This window comes from Marinilabilia salmonicolor JCM 21150 (assembly GCF_000259075.1).
Taxonomy (GTDB): domain Bacteria; phylum Bacteroidota; class Bacteroidia; order Bacteroidales; family Marinilabiliaceae; genus Marinilabilia; species Marinilabilia salmonicolor.
The window spans coordinates 53,904-75,619 of record NZ_AJKI01000044.1; the positions used below are offsets into that span (position 1 = coordinate 53,904).

Below are 21,716 nucleotides of genomic sequence, written 5' to 3' on the forward strand. Positions count from 1 at the left end.
CGAACACCTTATTTGGCAGTAGCATCTTTGATGCCTTTCAGTCCCCTGTTTTTATCTCTTTGTGCTGCTTTTATGATGGCGTCTTTTTGAGTACAAGGCATTGCCCGCTTACTCTTATCCGAACAAATCCGGTATCCTGCCACCAGCAGCAAGGCACTTCCGAATTGTTTTTGAGCAGAGGTAAGTCCCAATTGATGTTCCACACCAAAAGAAAAGCTCCGGTAATCGATACCTATGGTGGTTCCAAATCCTAAATCCCGTCCTAACTGTCCATCCATTGACCTGCGGTAAGCCAAAATTCCCCAAAGGGCGAAATTTGGATCGGGGGTGGGCATATAAAGCTTGAGGTTTGCGTCAAAACGGGTATGGGCGTTTGCGTCTCTTCTGTAATACAAAAGGGGTTCGATGTAAACGTCACGATCCGGGACTTTCCATGAGGTCCCTGCATGTGCGTGTATGACGGGGCCTGTCTGAGGTTCCCATTCCGATTGATACATGGGGTTGTTTTGAGCGAAAAGTTCCGAGATGGCAACGCCAATATGATAGTTGTTTACTTCAAGCATCATTCCGGTGTTGGCGTTAAAACCGGTTCCGCTTTCTCCGGTTCCCGAAATTACAGGGTCCAGTGCTGCCCCGTCGGTGAAATTACCATAGTCCAGCGAGGTGTGGTTGATGATGGCAGAGAGACCAAAGTGAAGTGAGGTGAAACCATTTCTGTTTTCACGAAGCTTGATTTCCACAGAAAAAGATTGCTGAAGCCCCATCCGATTATAATTCCCGTTTCTGTCGTTGAAGACATAGGTTCCGGAGCCAAGATTGTTCATCAGAGGTGCCTGAAAAGCAAATAACTGAGTGGTGGGCGCCAGGTCAACCCCAAACCACTGCTTCTGGTAAAATCCGTTAAAGGTAATACACTCACTGTTGTTTCCGGCATCTGCAGGATTTACCAGAAATAAATCGTATGCGTACTGATTGGTTATAAAATAATTCTGTCCCAGGGCGTTAAGGCTTATGATCAGGAGGCAGAGGGATAAAACTAGTTTTCTCATTAATATGGTTTTTTGGGGTAGTGAGGGTTTTTTACTGAGAGGCTGTCCCAAAAGTCCAAATTTAATGTCATTCTGAGCTTGTCGAAGAATCTTTTCGTTTGATAAACAGATGTTTCGACTACGCTCAACATGACCCTATTTTTGTGTTTTATACTTTTTGGACAGCCCTTTTGTCTGTTTTTATCTTTTGATGGTTACGTTTCCTTTGATTAGTTTGTCAACCGGTTGCAGGTGTATTACATACCAGTAATCATCAGATGGCAATGGTTTATTTTGGTATTCACCGTCCCAGGAAATGGATTCGGAAGCTTTAAATTTCCGTAATAGTTTTCCATATCTGTCGTAGATGAAAATTTCCGAATCCGGCAACCGTTCAATACCATCAATAATCCAGTTGTCATTGAATCCATCGTTGTTGGGTGTGAAAAAGTTGGGGACATCGATGTCGTAAGTGGAGTTGAGACTGAATACCTTCAACGCGGTACATCCGTTTTTGTCCTCCACATATACGGTATGCTCACCATTCTGAATGTTTTTAAAGGTGTTTTCATCCTGCAGGCGGTTTTCGTTGTCAATGGCAAACTGATAAGGACTTGTGCCGTTGTCAGCAAATACACTCACCTGGGCATAATACAATGTATCGAGTCTGGTGATTTCGGGAGACGGGTAATAATCCACATGAATGGTGTCACGCAAATAGAAGCAACCGTCAAATATTTCTACCCAGTAATCGCCGGGTTCGGTAATTTCCTGTGTCTGCTCCTGATTGCCGGTGTTCCAGTTGTAATCAATGAATGGCGTGATGGTCTGTTCTCCGGAGTATTCAGAAATACGTTCGGCACCTGCGTCTATTATCAGTTCATCAGAATCGCAGGCAGTGGTGTCATTACCCAGGGTATATCCCGGATAGCCTAATAAATCCACTACTTTTGTATCCCAGCCAATACATCCGAATTCATCAATCACATACACTGTATTAAGGGTATCTACCAGGTCAGCCGTAATAAACCGCCCTTTTTCGCCGTTGTGCCAGGTATAGTCATTAAATCCTTCCTCTGCTTCTATCTGCACAGGGTAATCCACCGGGCAGATAAACTCATCTGGGCCCAGGTTCACATTGGGCAACTTTCGCCAGGTAAAGGTCATGGAATCTTCCGAAATACAACCGTTGTCGTCCACTACTTTAACTTTGTGTTTCCCATTGCCAACAGTGATGGAAGTAACATTCTGTTGGTAAGAGTTCCAGTAGATTTCTTTAAATGGAGCAACCGAAAGAGTAATCTCATGGCCGGGACATTCTTGCCTGTTTGGGCCCAGATCAACAATCGGCAATTCAAATACATCAATATTGGCAGTTTCGGTAGCAGTACATCCGTTTTCATCCCATATCTGAAGTGAGAATGTTAGATTAAGACCTGCTGCCTCGGTTTTAAAGACATTGGTTTGACCATCGTCTGAATTTCCATTCCACTCGTAGCGGGTGAAAGAGGGTTCGGTCATTACCATCAGGGTGTCATACAAACATTTGTCGTCGTCGGCTCCCAGCACGAATTTAGGCGCCGGCAGGTGGCTGAGGGTCATTGTTCCCTTGTTGGTGCAGCCATTGTGGTCCGTAATATTAAGGGTGTAATCTCCTTCATCTGTTACAGCCCAGTCTGAATCTGGATCTCCTTCATTGGTGGTCCCATTCTGACTCCAAAAATAAGTGTCAACACTTAATGATGCAGGCTTTTGCAACGTAAAGGATTCATTGTCGCAGAATTCGTCATTCTTCAGCTCTACGTCTGTCAGTTCATGGTAGGAGATTTCCACTTCGTCGATGAATTTACAAACGGCATCATGTACTTCCAGGAAATAGACTCCTGCCTCAGGATTTCCCGGTTGGGCATCTCCCAAATCTGTTTCGGTGGAATATTCAACCAACTCGTCATTTTCGTTACGCGTGTACCATTTGTAATCTCGTGGGGCTTGATCTGCCGGATCGGTTTGTGGCGAAAACCAGCCATGTGCTGATTCATCCAATGCCAAGTGAACATCTTCATTTGGACAGAAGGTTTCATCAGGGATGTCAAAGGTGGGTTTTGTCCATGTACTTACTACTGTTGTGGCGGAATTGGAGCACCCATTGTCCTGTGTGGCAGTTAGCTGATATGTTCCGGCATCGGAGACAAGCAGGTAGTTTTCGGAGCTCAGTACTGTTCCTGAGGGATCACCGACTTCCACCCATTCGAAAGAAGTATAAAGCGGATTTTCAACCCCGATTTTTATCATGTTTCCTTCTCCTTCACAAAGGTTGGCTTCTGTATCGATACCGATGGGGGGAACATCCTGCACATCCAGATTAAAGGATCCCGACACGTTACATCCGTTTTCGTCGATGGCAGTGATGGTGTAAGTCCCATCATGAGAGTTATCAGCAGTGCCTATAGAATATATGTGATCCGGGCTCGTTGTCAGGGGAGTTCCTTCAAATTCCCACTGATAATTGGTGAAATTGTCATGAATCTCAATGTCTATGGAGTTGCCGATACAAACACTGGTGTCTGCGCCAAAAGAGAATACCTGTTCGTTGTAAACTTCAAAAAAGGCACTGTCTCTATTGACACATCCATTGGCATCTTCAACCCGAATATAGACTGAGTCGGTCTGATTCATTATGAGTTCATGGGTTTGAGAAAGGGTGTTTTCGCGACCAGCTCCCTGCCAGATGTAGTCGGTATAGCCGGCATCTAATGTGAAAGTATGTGATGCTCCAGGGCAAACTGCTGCATCAGTAATGTCAATGTCGGGCAGTGCATGAACGGTAAGTTGTTTCGTTTTATTCACATCACACTGCTCTTTGGTAACTACTGTCAGAGAGTATTCGACTCCCGACTGTGTTGGGACAATGTAGGGTTCGTTGTAATTTTCTACAAGTGTGCCATCAAGATACCACTGGTATTCAAGAATTAAGTCTTCTCCGGAAATAATTTCTGCTTTTAAGGTGTCCCCAAGACAAATGGCATCCGCTTCAACATTCCATTCTACTACCGGAATGGTACGGGCTTTAACGGTTGTGATATCTGTGGTGGTACACACATCATTGTCGGCAGATATTTCATAGGTTGCTGTCAGTGCAATTTCTATCTCTTCATCGGCTTCCAGCCCTTCCGGAATGGTATAGGTGGTTCCTGTGCTTCCGTCGGGCCAGGTATAGATGTAGTCTTCTTCTGCTACAACTTCAAATTCAATGGGCTCGCCCGGGCATAAAACAGTGTCTCCTTCAATCGTGAAATCCGGGGTAACAGACTGAATTTCTATGACATCTTGCAGAACACATTGCGGGTCGATGGCAGATGATGCAGTGAGTCCATAGATTCCGGGCTCCTCCACAACGATTGAAGGGGTGTTCCCCAAATTCTCGGTGGTAAATTCATCTACATAATGAACCCATTCGTAATCATTCATGGGTTCCTGTGTTTCCAATGTAATGCTTCCATCGCTTGCACAGAAGATATCCGGGCCTTTGATTCTTAAGGAGCTAAAACTGGAGAAATAACCGAAGCTCATACTGCTGTTGTTTTCATCCAGGATACTCATGTGGAAAAGACCGGGATTACTTATTGTGTATGGGTTTGTTGTGGAAAGACCAACGGTTCCGTCTCCCATTTTTATTACAGTTGTAACCCAGGGGTCAGAAAAAGTCTCAGTTCCGGGAACGGTAACCCAGTTAACTACCGTTGGGTCGTCAAAATATCCGGTAACCTCAGCACCTTTGTTATCCTCTAGCGTAAAACTATCCTTGTTCGAATCTTTGGTCATTATCTGAACCCAAAAACGTTCTTCCAGAACTCTGGTAAAAGAGATTCTTGTTGATCCGGTGCAGGTGATAGGGGGTAGGATAGCACTACCTAACTCTTTGCCGTCCGGGACATGTGGTTCCCACCTGTCGGGGATACCCGTGACATGGTAAACGTAAACGGGTTTGTCACTATTGATGTGTACAGCATTCTCATCTATGGCAATATCAAGGGAATAGGACTCTCCTTTGTCCAGTGTAATGTCAACACCTCCACTATTGTTAAGTTCTATGTTTGTGTCGTCTTCTGTGGCTAAAATGTATATCTTTTGATCTGTTTTGATAGGTTCCTCCGGAGTCCAGGAATTTCTTTGGTCCATCTGTCCGTACATGGTGTTCATTGCGATGTATTCAGTCCCGATGACATCCGTGGGTATGAGTTGGTCTCCGATTAAATCGTGAGGTCCGGTTCCGTCTCTTTGAATAGAGTCATCGGATATTGTTACTGCAATGGGATGGTTCGATGCAATATAAGTTCCTCCCAGTTGATCCGCTTCATCCTCCCCCGAAGCCCAAATAGAATAAGTTTGTCCACGGTCTAATGTTACTGTGATGGTTTCACCGGCCGAATGTCCATTGACGTCACCGGTAAGGTTGATGGTAATTTCGGTGTCGTCTTCAGTGGCCACAATGTCAATCCGCTCTCTTGCAGGAGTGGAAAAGTGATGGTTGTAGAATTCGTCCTGGGAAGGTACAAAAAACTCGGTCCCTAATGCATTATCACCTTTAAGCGTGAATTTATCCGGGTTGTTTGTGTCGGTAACCTCGTAATAAACCGAAATGTCCTGATCTGAAACGATATGAATTCCCATATCGTTGATCTGATTATACGGCTTGTTTTCAATTAGATCTTTAAATGTTTGGTTGTTAGGCCCTTCGTAGGTGAATTGTGAGTTCGCCGGGACTGTGAACTGAGCGATGGGGTTGGTCTGATCCGTTCCCAGAAATATCTCCACATAGGCTGGTTGGTCAAAAGCTGTAATTCTGAAAACCACCGGATCATCTCCGTGATTAACGGTCACTTCCGGTGCAACGAACCAAAAATCCTGTCCCACCTGAGCGTAGGATTTGCTTGTTGCAAAAAGAGTGAGCAATGCCACAAAAAAGAAAAAACGGGTTGTAGAGTTTCTCATTACGGGGTAGCTTTAATGGTCAAATAATACAATCAATTTTAATTGTACAAAAAATCTTCCTTCCTGATAATACAAGAAGAAAGTAACATACATAATTTATGTATTCAGGTTAAGGGATAGGGTTAAAAAAAGTTACAGAATAAAACTCTTAAAAGTTTATACGTAACTTTTTTTGAAATGTTTTGGTTTTCAGCAGGAATAATTAGGACTAGCAAAAATAGAAAAAAAACAATACAAATTCGAAAGTGTGAAATATTCTTACGGGAAGTGCATGGAGGTTAACGGAGAAAAATGAATGTTTAATCAAATTGGGGAATGAAAGGCTGAAATTCTGAGAGCAAAAGCCCAGGGCGACGCCCTGGGTTTTGACAATAAACCAGGTTAAGCAAAAAGGATTTATTTTCCTTTTTGATCCACAGACAATTTAAGCGGATTGATCTCCTCGCCCCAGTAAACAGTGGTGTGTGGGAATGGTATTTCGATGTTTTGCTTGTCAAATGCAATTTTAAGCCTTCTCCGGTATTCACGGCCCGTACTCCATTGGGTAATGGGGCGGGTTTTGAGTCGTGCTTTGATGACAAGAGCACTGTCGGCAAATTTATCCAGCCCGAAAATCTCGATGGGTTCAAGGATGTTGGTTCCAAATTCCGGGTCGTTTTGCAAATCATCTCCTACGTCCTTCATAATTTGCATCACCTGATCCACATCTTCTTTGTAGGCTACACCAATATCGAATACCATTGCTGACCATTCTTTGGTCATGTTGGCCAGTGTACTTATTTTTCCATTCTGAAAAATGTGGACGGTACCGTTGAAGTCTCTGAGCGAAATGGTGCGCAGCTCTATTTTTTCTACCAGGCCTCCGGTGCCGTTGATGATGGCAACATCACCGGTACGAATCTGGTCTTCAAGCAGCATAAAGAATCCGGAAATGTAATCGCGCACCAGTTCCTGAGCGCCAAAGCCAATTGCCAACCCGAGTATTCCGGCACTTGCAATCAGAGGGCCCACATCGATGCTGAATTTGCTCAGCATCATTATAATAAAGACGGTAAACAATATTATCCGTACTGCTCCAAGAATAATTCCGGTAAGTGTGTTAATCCTTTTTTCTGTCTCCAATGAATCTGTTGACTGGTCATTGGCTGCCCTTTTAAGAAGAATCTTTTTTAAGCGGGAAACCGAGAAGGTTACCACTCGAAGCATTACTGTCAGGGCTATGATAAGAATAATCAAGCCGGGTAGTTCATTGATGGCCCAGTCGATGGAGCTTTCCAGTAATTTTGACCAAAAGGCGGATGTAAATAATTCGTTCATAATATTTATGTTTTGCTATAAAAATACAAAACACCCGGAAAGATAAAAACAGTTCTACTGTCTTTTGTGGTGTTTAATCTAATTCGGATTATTCATAAAGAATCCCTGCCTGCGGCAGCGACTAAGGCTCATTAAAAACTTTCTCTAAAAGTTTAACTTTGCCTAAGCGGGGAGTAGTCTGAACTAAATCCATATATTTTTTAATTTTTGAATAGATCAGTCCTCCAGAAAGCGAGGCTTTTTCATTTTATAAGGAATACATAATGTTGCTGTGTTTTTAAAAGGCCAAAGGTCTTTAAGCAATAGCCTGTCTTATGTGTAAGGTAGGTTAAAAAGCAGGCTTCATTTTTAATGGGACAGTAAGATTCAGATTCAGATACCCTGTGCTTTTGGAAAAAGTAGAATAATCGGTCTGAATCGAGGAGAAGCCGGTCCTGCTGAATTCAAGCTGGTAGTTGGAATAGGGATGGAGCCTGATCCGAAACCTGCCTTCATAATCAGTAGTGAACGTTTTTGTATCGCGCGATGCAGATGACACGGTAATGGTAACGTCAGAAAGAGGAGAGCCATTGTCGGACCGTGTAACCTGGCCATAAATACCATAAAGGGGGATGGGACTTAATCTGATAATTAACGGACTTTCGGAAACCGGTAGCGTTTTTTCATACGGGTAATAGAATTCTGCTGCTGCCATGATGGTAATATCTCCTTTTGTCCATCCATTTATGACGAATTCGCCATTTTCTTCAGATACTGCTTCCCCGAGGTATTGCCCGCGGTTATCCAACACTCCGGCAATAACTCCTTCCACCGGATTTTCGGATTCCTGGTCAACCACTCTGAGTTTTAATTGATTTTGAGCCTCTTCGTTTAATTGAGAAGCGTCTTCTTCGAATGAAACCGGTTTAATAACCGAAAACCGGTACAGGTCGTCATCTCCCTGACCGCCCGGACGGTTCGAAGCAAAAAAGCCTGTCCGGCCATCATTGTTTACATAAATGGAAAAATCATCTTTCCCTGAATTAATGGGGTGTCCCATGTTTCTCGTGACATACTTCCCGTCAGTATTTTTTGCCATAAAAAGATCCAGACCACCCATTCCGAGGTGACCATCGGAAGAAAAATACAGGATGCCGTTGTTATCTTCAAAGGGGAACATCTCATTTCCTTCGGTGTTGATCTCCTTCCCGGCATTTACCGGATTATGCCAGCCATCGGATGATCGATCGGCATACCAGATGTCACTGCCTCCGAATCCCCCTTCCCGGTTGGAGGTGAACCAGAGTCGTTTGCCGTTCTGTGTCAGAAACGGATGGCCGCTTGAAGATTCGGGTTCGTTTATCGGCAATTCTGTAGGGGAGTCCCATTTACCCTCTGCGTTGCGGGAGAAATGAACAATCATCAACCGGTTGTAATTGTCATTTCCTTTCTGTTTAAATACGGAGTGAAAAGTATTGCGCGTGAGGAATATTTCTGTGCCATCAGCATTAAAACACAAAGGACCGTCGTGAAATATGGATTTGAGTTTTGGGAAAAGGGGGTCGGGGTGGGAAAATGTCTGTCCCTGTTTCACAGATTTAAAGACGTTGAGGTAGGGTTTGTGATCACGGGCAGTCCGACGTTTGATGACCGTTTCCATTGCTCTGTCGGATGCAAAAAACAAAGTTTCATTGCTCCAGAATGGGCCAAAATCGGAATTAGAACTGTTAATCTCAAGAGGGCTTATCTCATAGCGTTTGATGGCGGTGGCAGCCTGCACAAACTTCAGGGTGTTGATTTGTTCCCGGGCTCTTGTGTCATCCGGATTCTCCTGGGCATACCGTTTCATGATGCGTTCGGCAGAACGATATTTTTCCAGTGATTGCAAAACCCTGGCATAAGTATAAAGAAATTCGCCGGAGAGTTTCTCCTCTCCAATCAGAGTGAAAATATAGGCGGCCTTTACAGGTTCGTTCAGGCGATAATAGGTGACGGCGAGAAGTCCTTTTTCCTGAGCGTTGAGGGTTCCTTCTCTGAGCAGATCTTCAAAGATTTCTATGGCGCTGGGGTAAGCCATATCGTTAAATGCACGAATGGCTTTCTCTGATTTTTTAGAAGAGGGTATAATGTGTTGAAAGCTTTCCCGGCTTTGTCCGTAAAGAGCTGTAAGAAAGATGAAGAAGAATGTTATGAAAAGAGTTCTGTACATCAGAGCTTATTAGTTGTTGAGTTTTAAATTTAAAAATATCTTGGTGAAACCAGCTTTTCTTTCGTGAATTCTTTAAAATCATAACTGATAACCACTTCGTGGGCTCCGTTGTCGAATGGTTTTAATTGGGAAACAGGGAAGTCGAAGGAGTAACCCACCATTAATTGTGGTGAAATTCTGACTCCTGCCAGCATTGCAATTGCCTGATTCGTGCGGAAGGAGGCACCCGCCCATACCATTTGGTTGAATAAAAACTGACCGGTGATTTCTGCGGAGAAGGGGGCGCCTTCCACCACTCGCGTAATCAGGGAGGGTTTGAATCTGAATGAGTCCTTATTCCCCAGAACGACTCCTGTCATAAAATAATAATGACGTTTCAATTCCGTGATTGTGCCGGTGGTGGTCTGGTTGCCGTTTAGATCTGTTTCCAGGAGCCTTGGCGCTGAGATTCCTGCATAGAATTTGTCGGAATAGAGATAGATTCCTGCACCGAAACCGGGTTTGAACTTCTGTTCCAAATCCTGCTCAAAAGCGGGGTCAGCAACGTCTGTGTTAAGACTGCTCAGGTTGACATGATAATTAAACAAACTGCCCTTTATCCCCATGGAGAGTATTGTGCTTTGAGAAAGCTTGATCCGATAAGCATAGTTGATGTTAAAGAACAGGTTCTTTACAGGTCCATAATTGTCTGATATTACTGAAAAGCCTACTCCCATGTTGTATTTGTTGAGGGGGGTATGAACGGAAAAATCATAGGTGCGCGGAGCTCCGTCCATCCCTGCCCATTGATGCCGCGAGAGCAGCGTGGCACTAAGCGCATCGCGTGTGCCGGTATAGGCAGGGTTCACTCCCATAGTGTTGAACATGTACTGGGTGTATTGAGGTTCCTGCTGTGCCGATGCCACACTTGATATCCCTGCTAGAAACAGGAACAACCATAGGTGCACTTGTTTGTGAATAACTATTTTTACTGGCCGCATGATTGTGTATTTCTTTATTATTTCGCGATATAAAAGTATCCGTTCACTTTTTTGTTGATGTCGTAGATGGTTATGACATAATAATAGGTTCCTGAGGGGACTTTTTCCCCTTTATTAAATCCTGAGGATGCAGTGCCATCCCAGGAGTCACCGTTTCGGAAGTGGTTGTTTTCATATACAATCTCTCCCCAGCGGCTGAAAATCACAATACCCACACGATCATAATCCTTAAAAGCTCCCAGCGTGAGTTCATCATTATGGCCGTCACCGTTGGGAGAAAACCCCTGTGTAACCTGAAACTCTTCATAGCAGCCATCCGGGTCAATCCAGTCCGGATAACCGTCATTGTTGCAATCGCCATCCCCTTCAGTCATATCGGGAATGCCATCTCCATCAGTGTCGCCCGCCGGATCCATAAACCGGTCGTTTACTGTAATGGTGACTGTTGCAGTAGCACAAAGGGTTGGGTTTCCATTGTCGCATATTCCGTATTCAAAGGAATCGATGCCGGTAAATTCCGGATTAGGCCTGTAAATAAAGGTGCCGTTGTTGAAAATGGTTATCGTTCCATTTTGAGGAAATATGGTGGGGGTGGTTTCAATGATGAATGAATCGTTGTCTGGGTCAATGTCATTGTTCAGCAGGGAGCTTCCTTCCAGCGTGTCGTAACGAAGCATTTCATAGGCGTCATCTCCGGGTTGCGGGGCGTGGTTGCTGACTTCTTCATCATTGTCGGCATTCAGAACTTCGATTAAGGAGGAAATATCTCTGTACGAACCATCCGAATTGTCAGAATCAACGGTCAGTGTAAGGGTGTATTGAATGTTTCCATCCACAATCTCATCATCCACACCGGTAACTGTTACCGTTTGTTCTGTGTCCCAGTTTTCATCAGAAAAGATGAGCTCGTTCGTGCTCAGCGTTCCTTCGGAGGCATCGATTCCTGAAATATTTATGACCACCTGACTGAGGGGCTGACTGTTGAGGCGAATGGTGAAGCTGTCCGAGTCTCCGTTTTCCGAGGTTCGGATTTCATCATTGGTGAGGGTTATCACTATGGCAGCTTCATCATCATCTGTGTTGGTGGCGGATAATTCGCTGGTTAGGTCATGATAGTCCGGGGAGGAAAGACTGTTCTCCACAGTCAGCAAAAGGGTGAAACTGATATCTCCATCCACCAGGAAATCATCCTGTCCTGTGAGGGTAACTGTTTGTGGCTGGCTCCAGCTGTCCGTGGTAAAGATGAGCTGTTCTTTGTCCAGGCTTCCTTCGGATGTGTCCAATCCGGAGATGGAAATGACCACTTCGGAAGCCGGACGGCTGCTTAAGGAGACTTCAAAAGAGCTGCTTGTTCCTGTTTCGTCAGTTGTAAGTGTTTCGTTGGTTGTCGAGACTACCAACCCGGCCAGATCGTCATCTATATTGGTTACCAGGAGTGTCTCACTCTGACCGTGGTAGGTGGCATCCGATTGTTCATCGACCACCGCTACGGTAAGTGTATAATTAATATTGCCATCCACTTCATCGTCATCCACACCAGTGATGGTAACTGTTTGTTGAGTATTCCAATTCTGGGAAGTAAAGGTGAGTTCTGAACTACTTAAAGCGCCTTCGGTTTCGTCCAGCCCCGAAATGGCAAAAACAACATTGGAAGTGGGCTGACTCAGCAATACAACTGTGAAAACATCGCGGGTTCCCGATTCATTGGTTTGTGTATGTGAGTTGGTGATGTTCAGGTCGAACCCGGCACTGTCATTGTCGTTGTTGGTGACCTCCACTGTTGTTTCAATGCCGTGGTAGGCTGCATCGGACTGAGTATCATCCACGGTCAGTGTGAGTGTATAGGTAATGTTGCCATCTACTTCGTTGTCGTCAACTCCTGTTATGGTAATTAACTGTGCTTCATTCCAATTTTGAGGGGTAAAAGTGATTTCGGTGGTGCTTAAAGCTCCTTCCGAATTGTCCAGTCCGGTTATTTCCACTACTACGTTGGAAGATGGTTGGGTGTTGAGCTGAATTGTAAACGAGTCTGACAATCCATTTTCGGAGGTAATTGTATTTGCATCAAAAATGGTTGGTCTGATACCCGGGACATCGTCGTCGAGTATGGTGGCAGACACTTCCTGAATGCCATTTTCTATAGCATTTTCGACCGAGGAGATCGTTACTACAATGGTTTCGTCTCCTTCGGCGGTAAGATCATTGACTCCTGCAATGCTGATGCTTTGGGAGAGATTCCCGGTCGGAATGACTATTTGTGCTTGTTCTCCGGAATAATCAGAAGCGCTTGCCGTTCCGGAATAAGCAAGATTTACCGTAACCGTCTGATAACTGGCATGGCTCAGTTGCGCAATCAGGGATGCTGTCCCGCCATTTTCCGAAAAAGGTGTGCCAGTGAAAGAGAGAGAAACCGTAGGAATGTTCTGGGCGTCTTCAATAGTGATGGTCACCTCGTGAGGGTTGTCAATGGAAGCCCCACCGCCTCCTGTTCCGGAGATGCTCACGACAACCGCCTCATCTCCTTCAAAAATATTATCAGGAATGCCCTCCAGGGTGGTTGTTGCATTTTCACTTCCGGCCGGAATGGTCACAGATGTGGCTGAGAGGATATAGTCATTTTCTGAGGCATCGGAAGTGGAAGCTTCCAGATTGACCAGAACATTCTCGAAAGTCGGATTGCTCAGTGCAATGGTAAGTGTTGTATTGCCATTCTCTGAAATGGACAAGGGAGAGGCACTCAGGGTAACGAGTGGTGCGCTGTCATTGTCTGAGAGCACGATGGTTTGTTGTTGGGTACCGTTTTCAGAAGCTGATCCACCCGAAACCGCTGATATGGATACATATATGTTTTCTGTTGTTTCATAGATATTGTCATCTATGCCTGAAAGTGTGATTGATGCCGATGATGAAAAGGCAGGGATGACAATGTTTGTTGAACTGAGCGAATAATCTTCTCCCCGGGTGGCATCGCCTGAATAGGAGAGAGAGACGGTTACATCCTCAAAAGTGGGGTTGGATAAGGTGGCAGTGACGGTGGAACTTCCACCTTCCGTGATGCCTGACGTAGATGTCGATAGTGAAACCAAGGGCGGGGTTTGGTTGTCTGTGATGGTGAGCGTTAAAGGCGTGTTGCTGCCTGTATCCACAGATCCGCCGGATGTGTGTGAGATGGAAACATTCAAATGCTCATTGCCTTCATAGAAATTATCTTCCACCCCCGAGATTATGGTGGTAGCGGTGGTGTTGCCGGCTTCGATGGTCACAGGATTGGCTGACACGGTATAGTCTTCCGGTTCTGCATTTTGATTGTTGACCTGAAGATGGACTACAATATCCTGGGTTGAAGGATTCGAAAGGGTTGCGGTGATGGTGGTGCTTGCGTTTTCGGCGAAGGAGTTTTCGCTGGCAGAAAGAGACAGTTCGGGGATACTTTCATCATCGATGATTTCAAAGTCGAGGACATTGGGCGTTCCAATGACTGCCCCGCCTCCAGTGGGATCGCTGAGTTGAAGGGAAAGGGTCTCTGTGCCCTCATAAATGTTGTCGTCTGTTCCTGTCAGGGTAACTGTTTGTGATGCCTGGTTGGCCGCAAAGGAGATCATGTTTGTTGAGAGGGAATAATCTGATCCGGATGCTGTTCCACCAGATGGACCGATGTTCACCGCGATTACTTCCGAAGAAGGTGGATTTACTGATACGGTGATGGTTGAGGTTCCGGCATTTTCTGAAAAGGAAGCATCTGATGCTGTCATGCTGATGGTGGGTGTTCCATCGTTGTCAGTGATGGTGAGTTCTTCAGCTTCCGGACTATTGTAATATGCACTTCCGCCGTTAACGTCTGTTATTCCGATGGAAAAAGTCTCATCGGGCTCCGAAATTCCGTCAGAAATTGCCGAGATTGTGACTGTTTGTTCCGTTTCTCCCGCAGCAAAAACAACGGGGTCGTTTGTAAAGGAATAATCACCCTCTGATGCTGTTCCATTGGTTGTGTCCAGAGTGACTGATACTTCTTCAGTATCTTCCGCACTCAAGGAAACGGTAATGGTGGTTCCGGATCCTTCCATGAAAGTGGTCGGATCAGCCGACAGGGTGATTTGGGGCGCACTTTCATCATCGGTGATTTCAAAATCGAGAGTGCCAGGAGAACCGATTATTGCTCCACCACCTGTGGGATCGCTGAGTTCAATGGTAAGCGTTTCGGTGTCTTCATAAATGTTGTCATCTCTCCCGGTCAGGATTACCTCTTGCGATGTCTCTTCTGGATCAAAAGAAATATTTGTTGCTGAGAGAGTATAATCCGAAGTGGAGGCTGTTCCTCCCGATGCACCAATATTTACGGTGACTATTTCCGATGATGGGGGATCTACAGATACGGTGATGGTTGAGGTTCCCCCACCTTCTAAAATGGAAGGAGCGGAGGCTGCCATACTAATGGAGGGCGGTCCATTGATGTCGATGATTTCCATATTCTGGACTGTGTTGGGCCCCTCGGTGGCTACTCCATTTTCGATGCCGGTGATTTCCACAGAGAATGTTTCGGTAGGTTCTGAGAGCAAGTCATCTACTGCAGCAATGCTGAATTGAAACTGAGTTTCTCCCGCAGGGATTGATACCACTTGGTCAGAGAAAGTGTAGTCATCATCAGAAGCTGTCCCGTTGTTAACGGATAGACTTATGGTGACCTCTTCATAAGTTGCCGGAGAAATGGTTCCTGTGATGTTAATGCTTTGATCCTCTTCGATAGAAGCGGTGGTTGTCGGCAGGTTAACTTCCGGGATAGCCTCATTGTCTTCAATGGTCAGGGTTAAAGGAGATGTAGCTCCACTGTTTATTTCTCCTGCACTAACATCGCTGATGCCCACGGTCAGCGTTTCGGAAAGTTCATAAATCAGGTCATCAGTAATTTCAATTGAGGTAATCTCTGAGATGGACGGAGAGGTAAATGTGACCTGGTTGTTGGGGAAATTGTAATCTTCTGCTACAACAGTACCTTCGGTGACACCAAGATCAAGTGTGATGGTTTGGGCTGATGGGTTACTTAGTTCGACTGTCAGATCTACAGTTCCCACATCTTCACCCACCGTTGTTGGTGATGCCAAGATGGTGACTTCCGGAAGATCCTCATCGTCGTAAATATCGAGACTGATAAAATCGGGACTACCTGTGCTTGCTGTTCCTCCCGAGACACTGGTGATTGTTGCGGTCAGCGTTTCAGATCCTTCATAAATATTGTCTGTCAGTCCGGTGAGGGTGATGGATCCGGTTTCATTACCTGCGGATATGGTGATGAAGTTCGCTTCTGTGGAAAAATCGGTGCCGACAACTGCGTCGCCCGAAAAATCTATATTAACAATGATGTCATTGACATTATCGATCAGATCCGTCCTGGCAATGATGCTTGCAGTTCCCCCTTCTTCGGCAAAAGGACTCCCCGCCTGTTCAAGAGAGATGTTTTGAGCAGAAAGTGGGGTTTCGAAAAGAAGATAGACCCACGCAAAAAGGATAACGATAACAACGTATTTTTGGCCCATAGTGATTCTGATTTAAGAGAAATGGGAAAGGAATAAACACTATGGGTAAAATTACGGCAAATGCACATCAATGGAAACCCCTATTTTAGAGAAGGATGACTTCTTTGTGATAAGCGAAAGGTGCGACCGGATGAATCTTGTTTTTTTAAGGATTAAGTATTCCTGAATAGGCGTTGAGATTTGATGAGCGGTTATTTTGCAAGTCCCAGCCCCATCTTTTTCATCAAAAATGACGCATTCAGTTTCTGACTAACACCGGGCTTTAACTTGTAATCGAAGGCCAGTTGGTCCTCTTCCAGTTCTACTTCAAAGCAGTAGTTGTGCGCTGTGCCGGGATACTGTTTCTCCAGTTCACCAATGCCCAGGTCATGTGTGGCAATGACCACAATGGCATTGAGGCTGATGAGTTTTTCCAGTAGTCCGTAAGACCCGTTGTGCTTGTCCAGACTATTGGTTCCGCGCAGGATCTCGTCAAGCACGACAAAAGTGTTGGGTTGCGTTTTTACATGATTAATAATGGCCTTGAGTCTTTGCAGTTCCGCATAGAAGTAGGATTCGTGGCGAGCGAGTGAATCCCGGATGTTGATACTTGAGCGAATGTTGCAGGGTGAGAATTGCATCTTGCCGGCACATACGGGGGCCCCGCTCATTCCCAGAATGAGGTTGACTGTTAGGGTGCGCAGGAAAGTGCTTTTACCCGCCATGTTGGCTCCGGTGATAATCAGGATTTTGGGTTGTCCGGAGAAAGAGATGTCATTGCCTACGCATTCCGCATCAGGGAGTAACGGGTGCTTCAAATCTTTGGCTTCGTAGGTAAATGGGGTGTCAACGACTTCCGGGAAAGATGTTTTGTTCCGGTTGTTAAAGGCAAATACAGCAAAGCCGGTCATCGCATCCAGTTTGCTGATGGCTTCGAACCAACCCGGAACATTGTCCTTGTGCGTAGCTTTCCACTTTTCCAGACTGACCAGTATGTGAAAATCAAACAGAAACAGAATGTTTAACAGTGGCCCCATAATGAGGTTGAGCCGGAAATCGAAGCGTTCCAGCAATTTAAAAAGTTCTTTGAGGATCCGGCTGGCTGTTTTGTTTTTTATGGTTAGCTGTCGTTGAAGAGACCTTAATAATTTCGTTGAAAAAGATTGGCTTTCCACTAATTGGATTAACCCTGCATATTTTTTCAGCGTTTGGGCGCTTCGTCCCAGCAAATTGTGTGCCTGCTGTATGGTTTTGCTTTTGCGTCCCACAATAAATAGTGGCAGTATGATGGGAATGAAGATAAGATTCGGGGCAATATGTCCCAGTGCTGTAGCGGTAATCCATACCGCAAACAAAAATGGCCAGATCCTGCCTGCCCATTTCAGCACGGATATCTTTAGTGGAGGACTTTGAAGCCACTCTTTCAGCTTTCTAATTTCGTCTTTCTCCAGCTTTGTCTGGAGTCCCAGAGCCCTAAATTGCTCAATGAACTCCGGGTTCTCAGACAGCTCTGCGATGCTCTCTTGTCTTTTTCTAATCTCTTCGGAAGACCTTTCTCCCTTTGTCAATTCATGTGCAAAAAGCGTTCGTCCCTGGTCTGTAACACAACGATTCAGGTATTGAAAAAGAGATCCGGCACCAAAAAGATCAAAATCTCCTGACAGTTCCGGGGCAGTTGTGGTTAGATCGCTGCCATCATCGAACTCACTGAACTGGTGTTGCAGAACCTTCAGTTCGTTTTCATTGACTTTGAATCGTGCCTTCAGTGTCCGTTGTTTTCGCACCAGACGCAAATCCCAGATAACTGATAATACAAACAAAACGAGAAATCCCAGGAATAGCCAGATGAAGGTGTCGTCAAACTTCGATTTGATAAACCATAACGCCGAAATGATAAGCCCTGCAAATGTAAGCAGACGGGCAGGTGCCGTAAAACGGAAATAACGGGCAAGTTTCGCTAGTTGTGCGCTGTATTCTTTTGTACGTGCGGAATAGTATTGGAAGGGAGTATCATTGGTTGTATTTGTCATTTTATTGCTGTTTGGAGATGCAATTTAGGAAATAAACTGTAAAAATGAGTTTTCCCTGCCCCTCGTTTCCGTCCCCCTCCCCCTCGATTCCGATCGAGGGGGCTTTTAAATCCTCGTCTCCTGACGAGTCTTTCACAAGATAAGTTGAACTAAAGAATTGGATCTTCCAGAAACTTCGTTTGTTATTGTTTGTCGTGAGAAACGACGGGATGTTTGCCCATCGATCGGAATCGAGGGGCAGGAAGTTTCATTGACTTGCTTCATTTTAGACCTAAGAAAATATGTTTAAATTGCTGAAAGATATAGCTTAAAAAAATGTTTCTCCTGCCCCTCTTTTCCGCACGAGGGGCTTTAAACTCTCGTCTCCCGACGAGTTTCTCATAAGACAATTTGAACTAAAGAATTGGATCTTCCAGAACCTTCGTTTGTTATTGTTTTGTCGTGAGAGACGACGGGATGTGTGCCCCTCGATCGGAATCGAGGGGCAGGGGGGATTCTTTTGACTTGTTTCATTTTAGACCTAAAAAAATATGTTTAAATTGCTGAAAGATATAGCTTAAAAAATGGTTTCCCTTCCCCTCTTTTCCGCACGAGGGGCTTTAAAACTCTCGTCTCCTGACGAGTTTGAAGCAGTAGTAAAAACTAAACCCAAAAAGAATGTCTTCCGAAAATTATGTTATTAGAAATCAAAACGCAGTGCATTTTCTAACATTTACGGTAATTGACTGGATTGATGTATTCACAAGAGCTAATTACAAGGAAGAGATTGTAGCTTCCCTTGATTTTTGCCAAAAGAACAAGGGATTGGTTTTATATGCATGGTGCCTGATGACAAATCATTTACATTTGGTTTGTAAGGCAGAAGAACCATATCACCTGACACATATAGTGCGGGACTTTAAAAGATTTACTGCCAATAATATTTTAAGTAAAATACAGAATGAAACCGAAAGTCGAAGGAATTGGATTTTAAACGCATTTAGAAATGCAGGGAAGTATGATCACAGGGTTAAAAAGATTCATTTTTGGCAAGATGGCTGCCATCCCATAGAGCTGATCAATAATCAGATGATAGATGAGCGCATTAATTATGTACATGAAAACCCTGTGAGGACGATGATTGTAACCAATCCGGAGGATTACCTGTTCAGTTCGGCAAGAAATTATGCTTCTTTGCCCGCAATAATTGATGTGGAGGTGGTGTGTTGAATTATTGAATGTCAATAAGGTTTCAGTTTTTCCTCCTCCCCCTCGATTCCGATCGAGGGGGCTTTCCCTCCTCGTCTCCCGACGACTTTTTCCTTCCCCTCTTTTCCGCACGAGGGGCTTTAAAATCCTCGTCTCCCGTCGAGTATCTCATAAGATAAGTTGAACTAAAGAATTGTATCTTCCAGAAACTTCGTTTGTTATTGTTTTGTCGTGAGAAACGACGGGATGTGTGCCCCTCGATCGGAATCGAGGGGCAGGTCATAAAATTATTTTATTTTTTATATCTTGCGTTCGATATTTTAAAAGGGATGTATTCGTAATCCCTGATAAATTGTTACCCAAATCCCCAATCAAATGAGTTTTACCAAACAACTAACCCGTCTTCAACAGCTGGATCGTCTCATCCGGATGCGCTGTACCGGCAATGCCGCAGAATTAGCTGAAAAGCTGCAAGTTTCACAAAGTTCCCTTTTCTTATTGCTTCAGACCGCCAAAGAGCTTGGTGCAGAGATTCATTTCAACCATTACCGGTGTACCTACGAGTATGAGAAAACTATGCGTTTTGTGTGTGGTTTTGAGGTGATTGACCGCGAGAAGCTTCATCAGGCGCGGGGAGGTATGTCATGTGGCGAACTTCGTCATCCACGAGGAAAGAGAAAAAGCTTCTTTTTATTTAGAATTTCTAAAAATTATACCACTCCAAAATTTTAGGAGTGGGCAGGCATATTTTTACCCTGCATTTTAGTTATCCCGGCCGGAGGATGAATGCCCCGGATGCCGAAAAGGGTAAGAGTAGGCGGAAATTTTAAATCACAGTAAAATGAATAGAATTAGTGTTTTGAATGAGTCAAAGTTTGAAAGGATGACACCTCAACAACTTCAAGTTATCCAAGGTGGGATGACAGGGAAAGGAATTTGTCTTTCCTGTAAAAAGAGAGCTAGAAAAATCAGAATAGCAATAGGAACTGAGCCATCAGGAGAAACTATTTCTGGGTAGATACTTGAAGGGGAGAGTTATCTTTTTTGCTCTCCCTCCACTTTAATGATTTGACAAATGAAAATTTTTCTTTTTGAAGTTGTTATATGCTTTCTTTTTCTGAGCTGTAGTTCAAATGTGTTTGTGCGAGAACAGTATATTTCCTATGAGGAGAAGCAAGATACGGTGTTAACAGGAGAAAGAATCGACTTGTTTATAAACAGGATCAAAAAATACCACCCCTATTCTTTTGATAGCTTAGGAGGAAGAGGTATTGATGAATTAATTGAAAAAATAGGAAAATCTTTTCCTACTCAGAAAATGAACGATGCTGAATTGGTTTTTCAGGCGCGTAAATTGATGGATTTTATTAATCATGAAGATCCTCATTTTAGAATTATTCCTGTTTTTAGAAAATTTCCTGAACTTAAATATAAAACAGCATCAATAACGGTGCCCCCATTTCGGGGACTTTGTATCAACGATTCCTTATTGGTTTATTCTCCTTATGATGAAGGATTGAAAAGAGGTGACTTGATAAAATCTATAAATGATATCCCTGTAAAAGAATACCTGCACTATTATTATCGTGATCGGTATGTGGATGTAGGCAACTTAGTTTGGTATTTTAATTACAGGGTATATCCGAGATACAAAATTGATTTTATTCGAAATGATGAAGAAAACTCTGTGATCATCGAGGGAATGCCTTATCCAAATTATTTAGTTAAAGGAGGTCCCTTTTGCGAAGGGAAGATAATTCCCGGTTATTCTTTAGGTTATTTTAAAATCCGTGAATTTGAAAACAACCGGTACATTTTGAAAAAGTTTAGAAAGCTGGTTGATGAGATGACGGAGAAAGGTTATTCAGACTTAATCATTGATTTACGTGAAAACACCGGGGGTTCGGGGAATGATTTAAATTTGTTTTTCTCTTTTTTCTCGGATAAGGACAGTCTTCACTATTTGAAAAATGCCAAAGCAAGGGTGTCAAAGATTACGAAGGATTATGGATTTGATGAATCACAGTACGGACAGGTGTTGAGTTTACCTTCCGAAAAAGTTTTTCACTCATTTGCACTTGACTCATCCTTGTTCGTTCCCAATCTTAAGGTTTATGTTTTGATTAGTCGTACAACGGGATCCATTGCTGCCAGTTTTGCAAATATTTGTCAATACAATGGAATTGGGACTCTTGTGGGTGAACAATTGGCCCCTAATGCCTTGAAATATGGAGAGGTTGCTTCAGGTGAATTTCTTGATAATCCTTTTGCTTTTTCCACTATTCAATACGACGAATATACCAAAGCTAAAGATGGCATTGTGCGTCCCGATATCCCAATCCCCTATATTGCCAGGGAATATATGAAAGGGGGAGATCCGGTTTTGGAGAAGCTGCTGGAGTATTTAAAGGATGAAAAGCTCGTATTTTTCCAATAATTGGAGATTGAAATAGATTATTTGCGAAACGAAGTTCATAAAATAG

At 44.1% G+C, this 21,716-nt stretch carries 11 protein-coding genes; 4 read left to right on the top strand and 7 right to left on the bottom strand.

What is annotated here, in order from left to right:
- Positions 1-8: 8 nt before the first annotated feature.
- The 7 genes from W7W_RS0118265 to W7W_RS0118300 all read right to left on the bottom strand — a co-directional run bounded on the left by W7W_RS0118265 (position 9) and on the right by W7W_RS0118300 (position 18,045).
- The gene (locus W7W_RS0118265; protein ID WP_010665103.1) at positions 9-1,049 is read right to left on the bottom strand and encodes a PorP/SprF family type IX secretion system membrane protein; all 1,041 of its coding nucleotides are present in this window, start codon (positions 1,047-1,049) and stop codon (positions 9-11) included.
- Between the two features lie 180 nt (positions 1,050-1,229).
- Entirely contained in the window at positions 1,230-6,020 is a 4,791-nt protein-coding gene (locus W7W_RS0118275; RefSeq protein WP_010665104.1) for a T9SS type B sorting domain-containing protein, read from the bottom strand.
- Positions 6,021-6,416: 396 nt separating this feature from the next.
- Complete coding sequence (locus W7W_RS0118280; protein WP_010665105.1) at positions 6,417-7,337, bottom strand: mechanosensitive ion channel family protein; 921 nt, start codon at positions 7,335-7,337, stop codon at positions 6,417-6,419.
- Positions 7,338-7,665: 328 nt separating this feature from the next.
- Entirely contained in the window at positions 7,666-9,525 is a 1,860-nt protein-coding gene (locus tag W7W_RS22500; protein WP_010665106.1) for a carboxypeptidase regulatory-like domain-containing protein, read from the bottom strand.
- 29 nt (positions 9,526-9,554) lie between these two features.
- The gene (locus W7W_RS0118290) at positions 9,555-10,505 is read right to left on the bottom strand and encodes a PorP/SprF family type IX secretion system membrane protein (RefSeq protein ID WP_010665107.1); all 951 of its coding nucleotides are present in this window, start codon (positions 10,503-10,505) and stop codon (positions 9,555-9,557) included.
- A 17-nt stretch (positions 10,506-10,522) separates the two neighbouring features.
- Positions 10,523-16,036 carry a Calx-beta domain-containing protein gene (locus tag W7W_RS0118295; RefSeq protein ID WP_010665108.1) on the bottom strand — a complete coding sequence of 1,838 codons (5,514 nt, stop codon included), beginning with the start codon at positions 16,034-16,036 and terminating at the stop codon, positions 10,523-10,525.
- 191 nt (positions 16,037-16,227) lie between these two features.
- The gene (locus tag W7W_RS0118300) at positions 16,228-18,045 is read right to left on the bottom strand and encodes a MutS-related protein (RefSeq protein WP_010665109.1); all 1,818 of its coding nucleotides are present in this window, start codon (positions 18,043-18,045) and stop codon (positions 16,228-16,230) included.
- 657 nt (positions 18,046-18,702) lie between these two features.
- Between W7W_RS0118300 and W7W_RS0118305 the strand changes: the two genes are divergently transcribed.
- From W7W_RS0118305 to W7W_RS0118320, 4 genes are all read left to right on the top strand, one after another.
- Positions 18,703-19,254, top strand: a complete 552-nt coding sequence (locus W7W_RS0118305) for an REP-associated tyrosine transposase (protein ID WP_010665110.1) — start codon at positions 18,703-18,705, stop codon at positions 19,252-19,254.
- Positions 19,255-19,608: 354 nt separating this feature from the next.
- The gene (locus W7W_RS23000) at positions 19,609-19,965 is read left to right on the top strand and encodes a hypothetical protein (protein ID WP_010665111.1); all 357 of its coding nucleotides are present in this window, start codon (positions 19,609-19,611) and stop codon (positions 19,963-19,965) included.
- Between the two features lie 109 nt (positions 19,966-20,074).
- Positions 20,075-20,251 (top strand): hypothetical protein, encoded by a 177-nt coding sequence (locus W7W_RS23605; protein ID WP_157202508.1) that lies wholly within the window; start codon positions 20,075-20,077, stop codon positions 20,249-20,251.
- Between the two features lie 57 nt (positions 20,252-20,308).
- Positions 20,309-21,670 carry a S41 family peptidase gene (locus W7W_RS0118320; protein WP_010665112.1) on the top strand — a complete coding sequence of 454 codons (1,362 nt, stop codon included), beginning with the start codon at positions 20,309-20,311 and terminating at the stop codon, positions 21,668-21,670.
- The last annotated feature ends 46 nt before the right edge of the window (positions 21,671-21,716 follow it).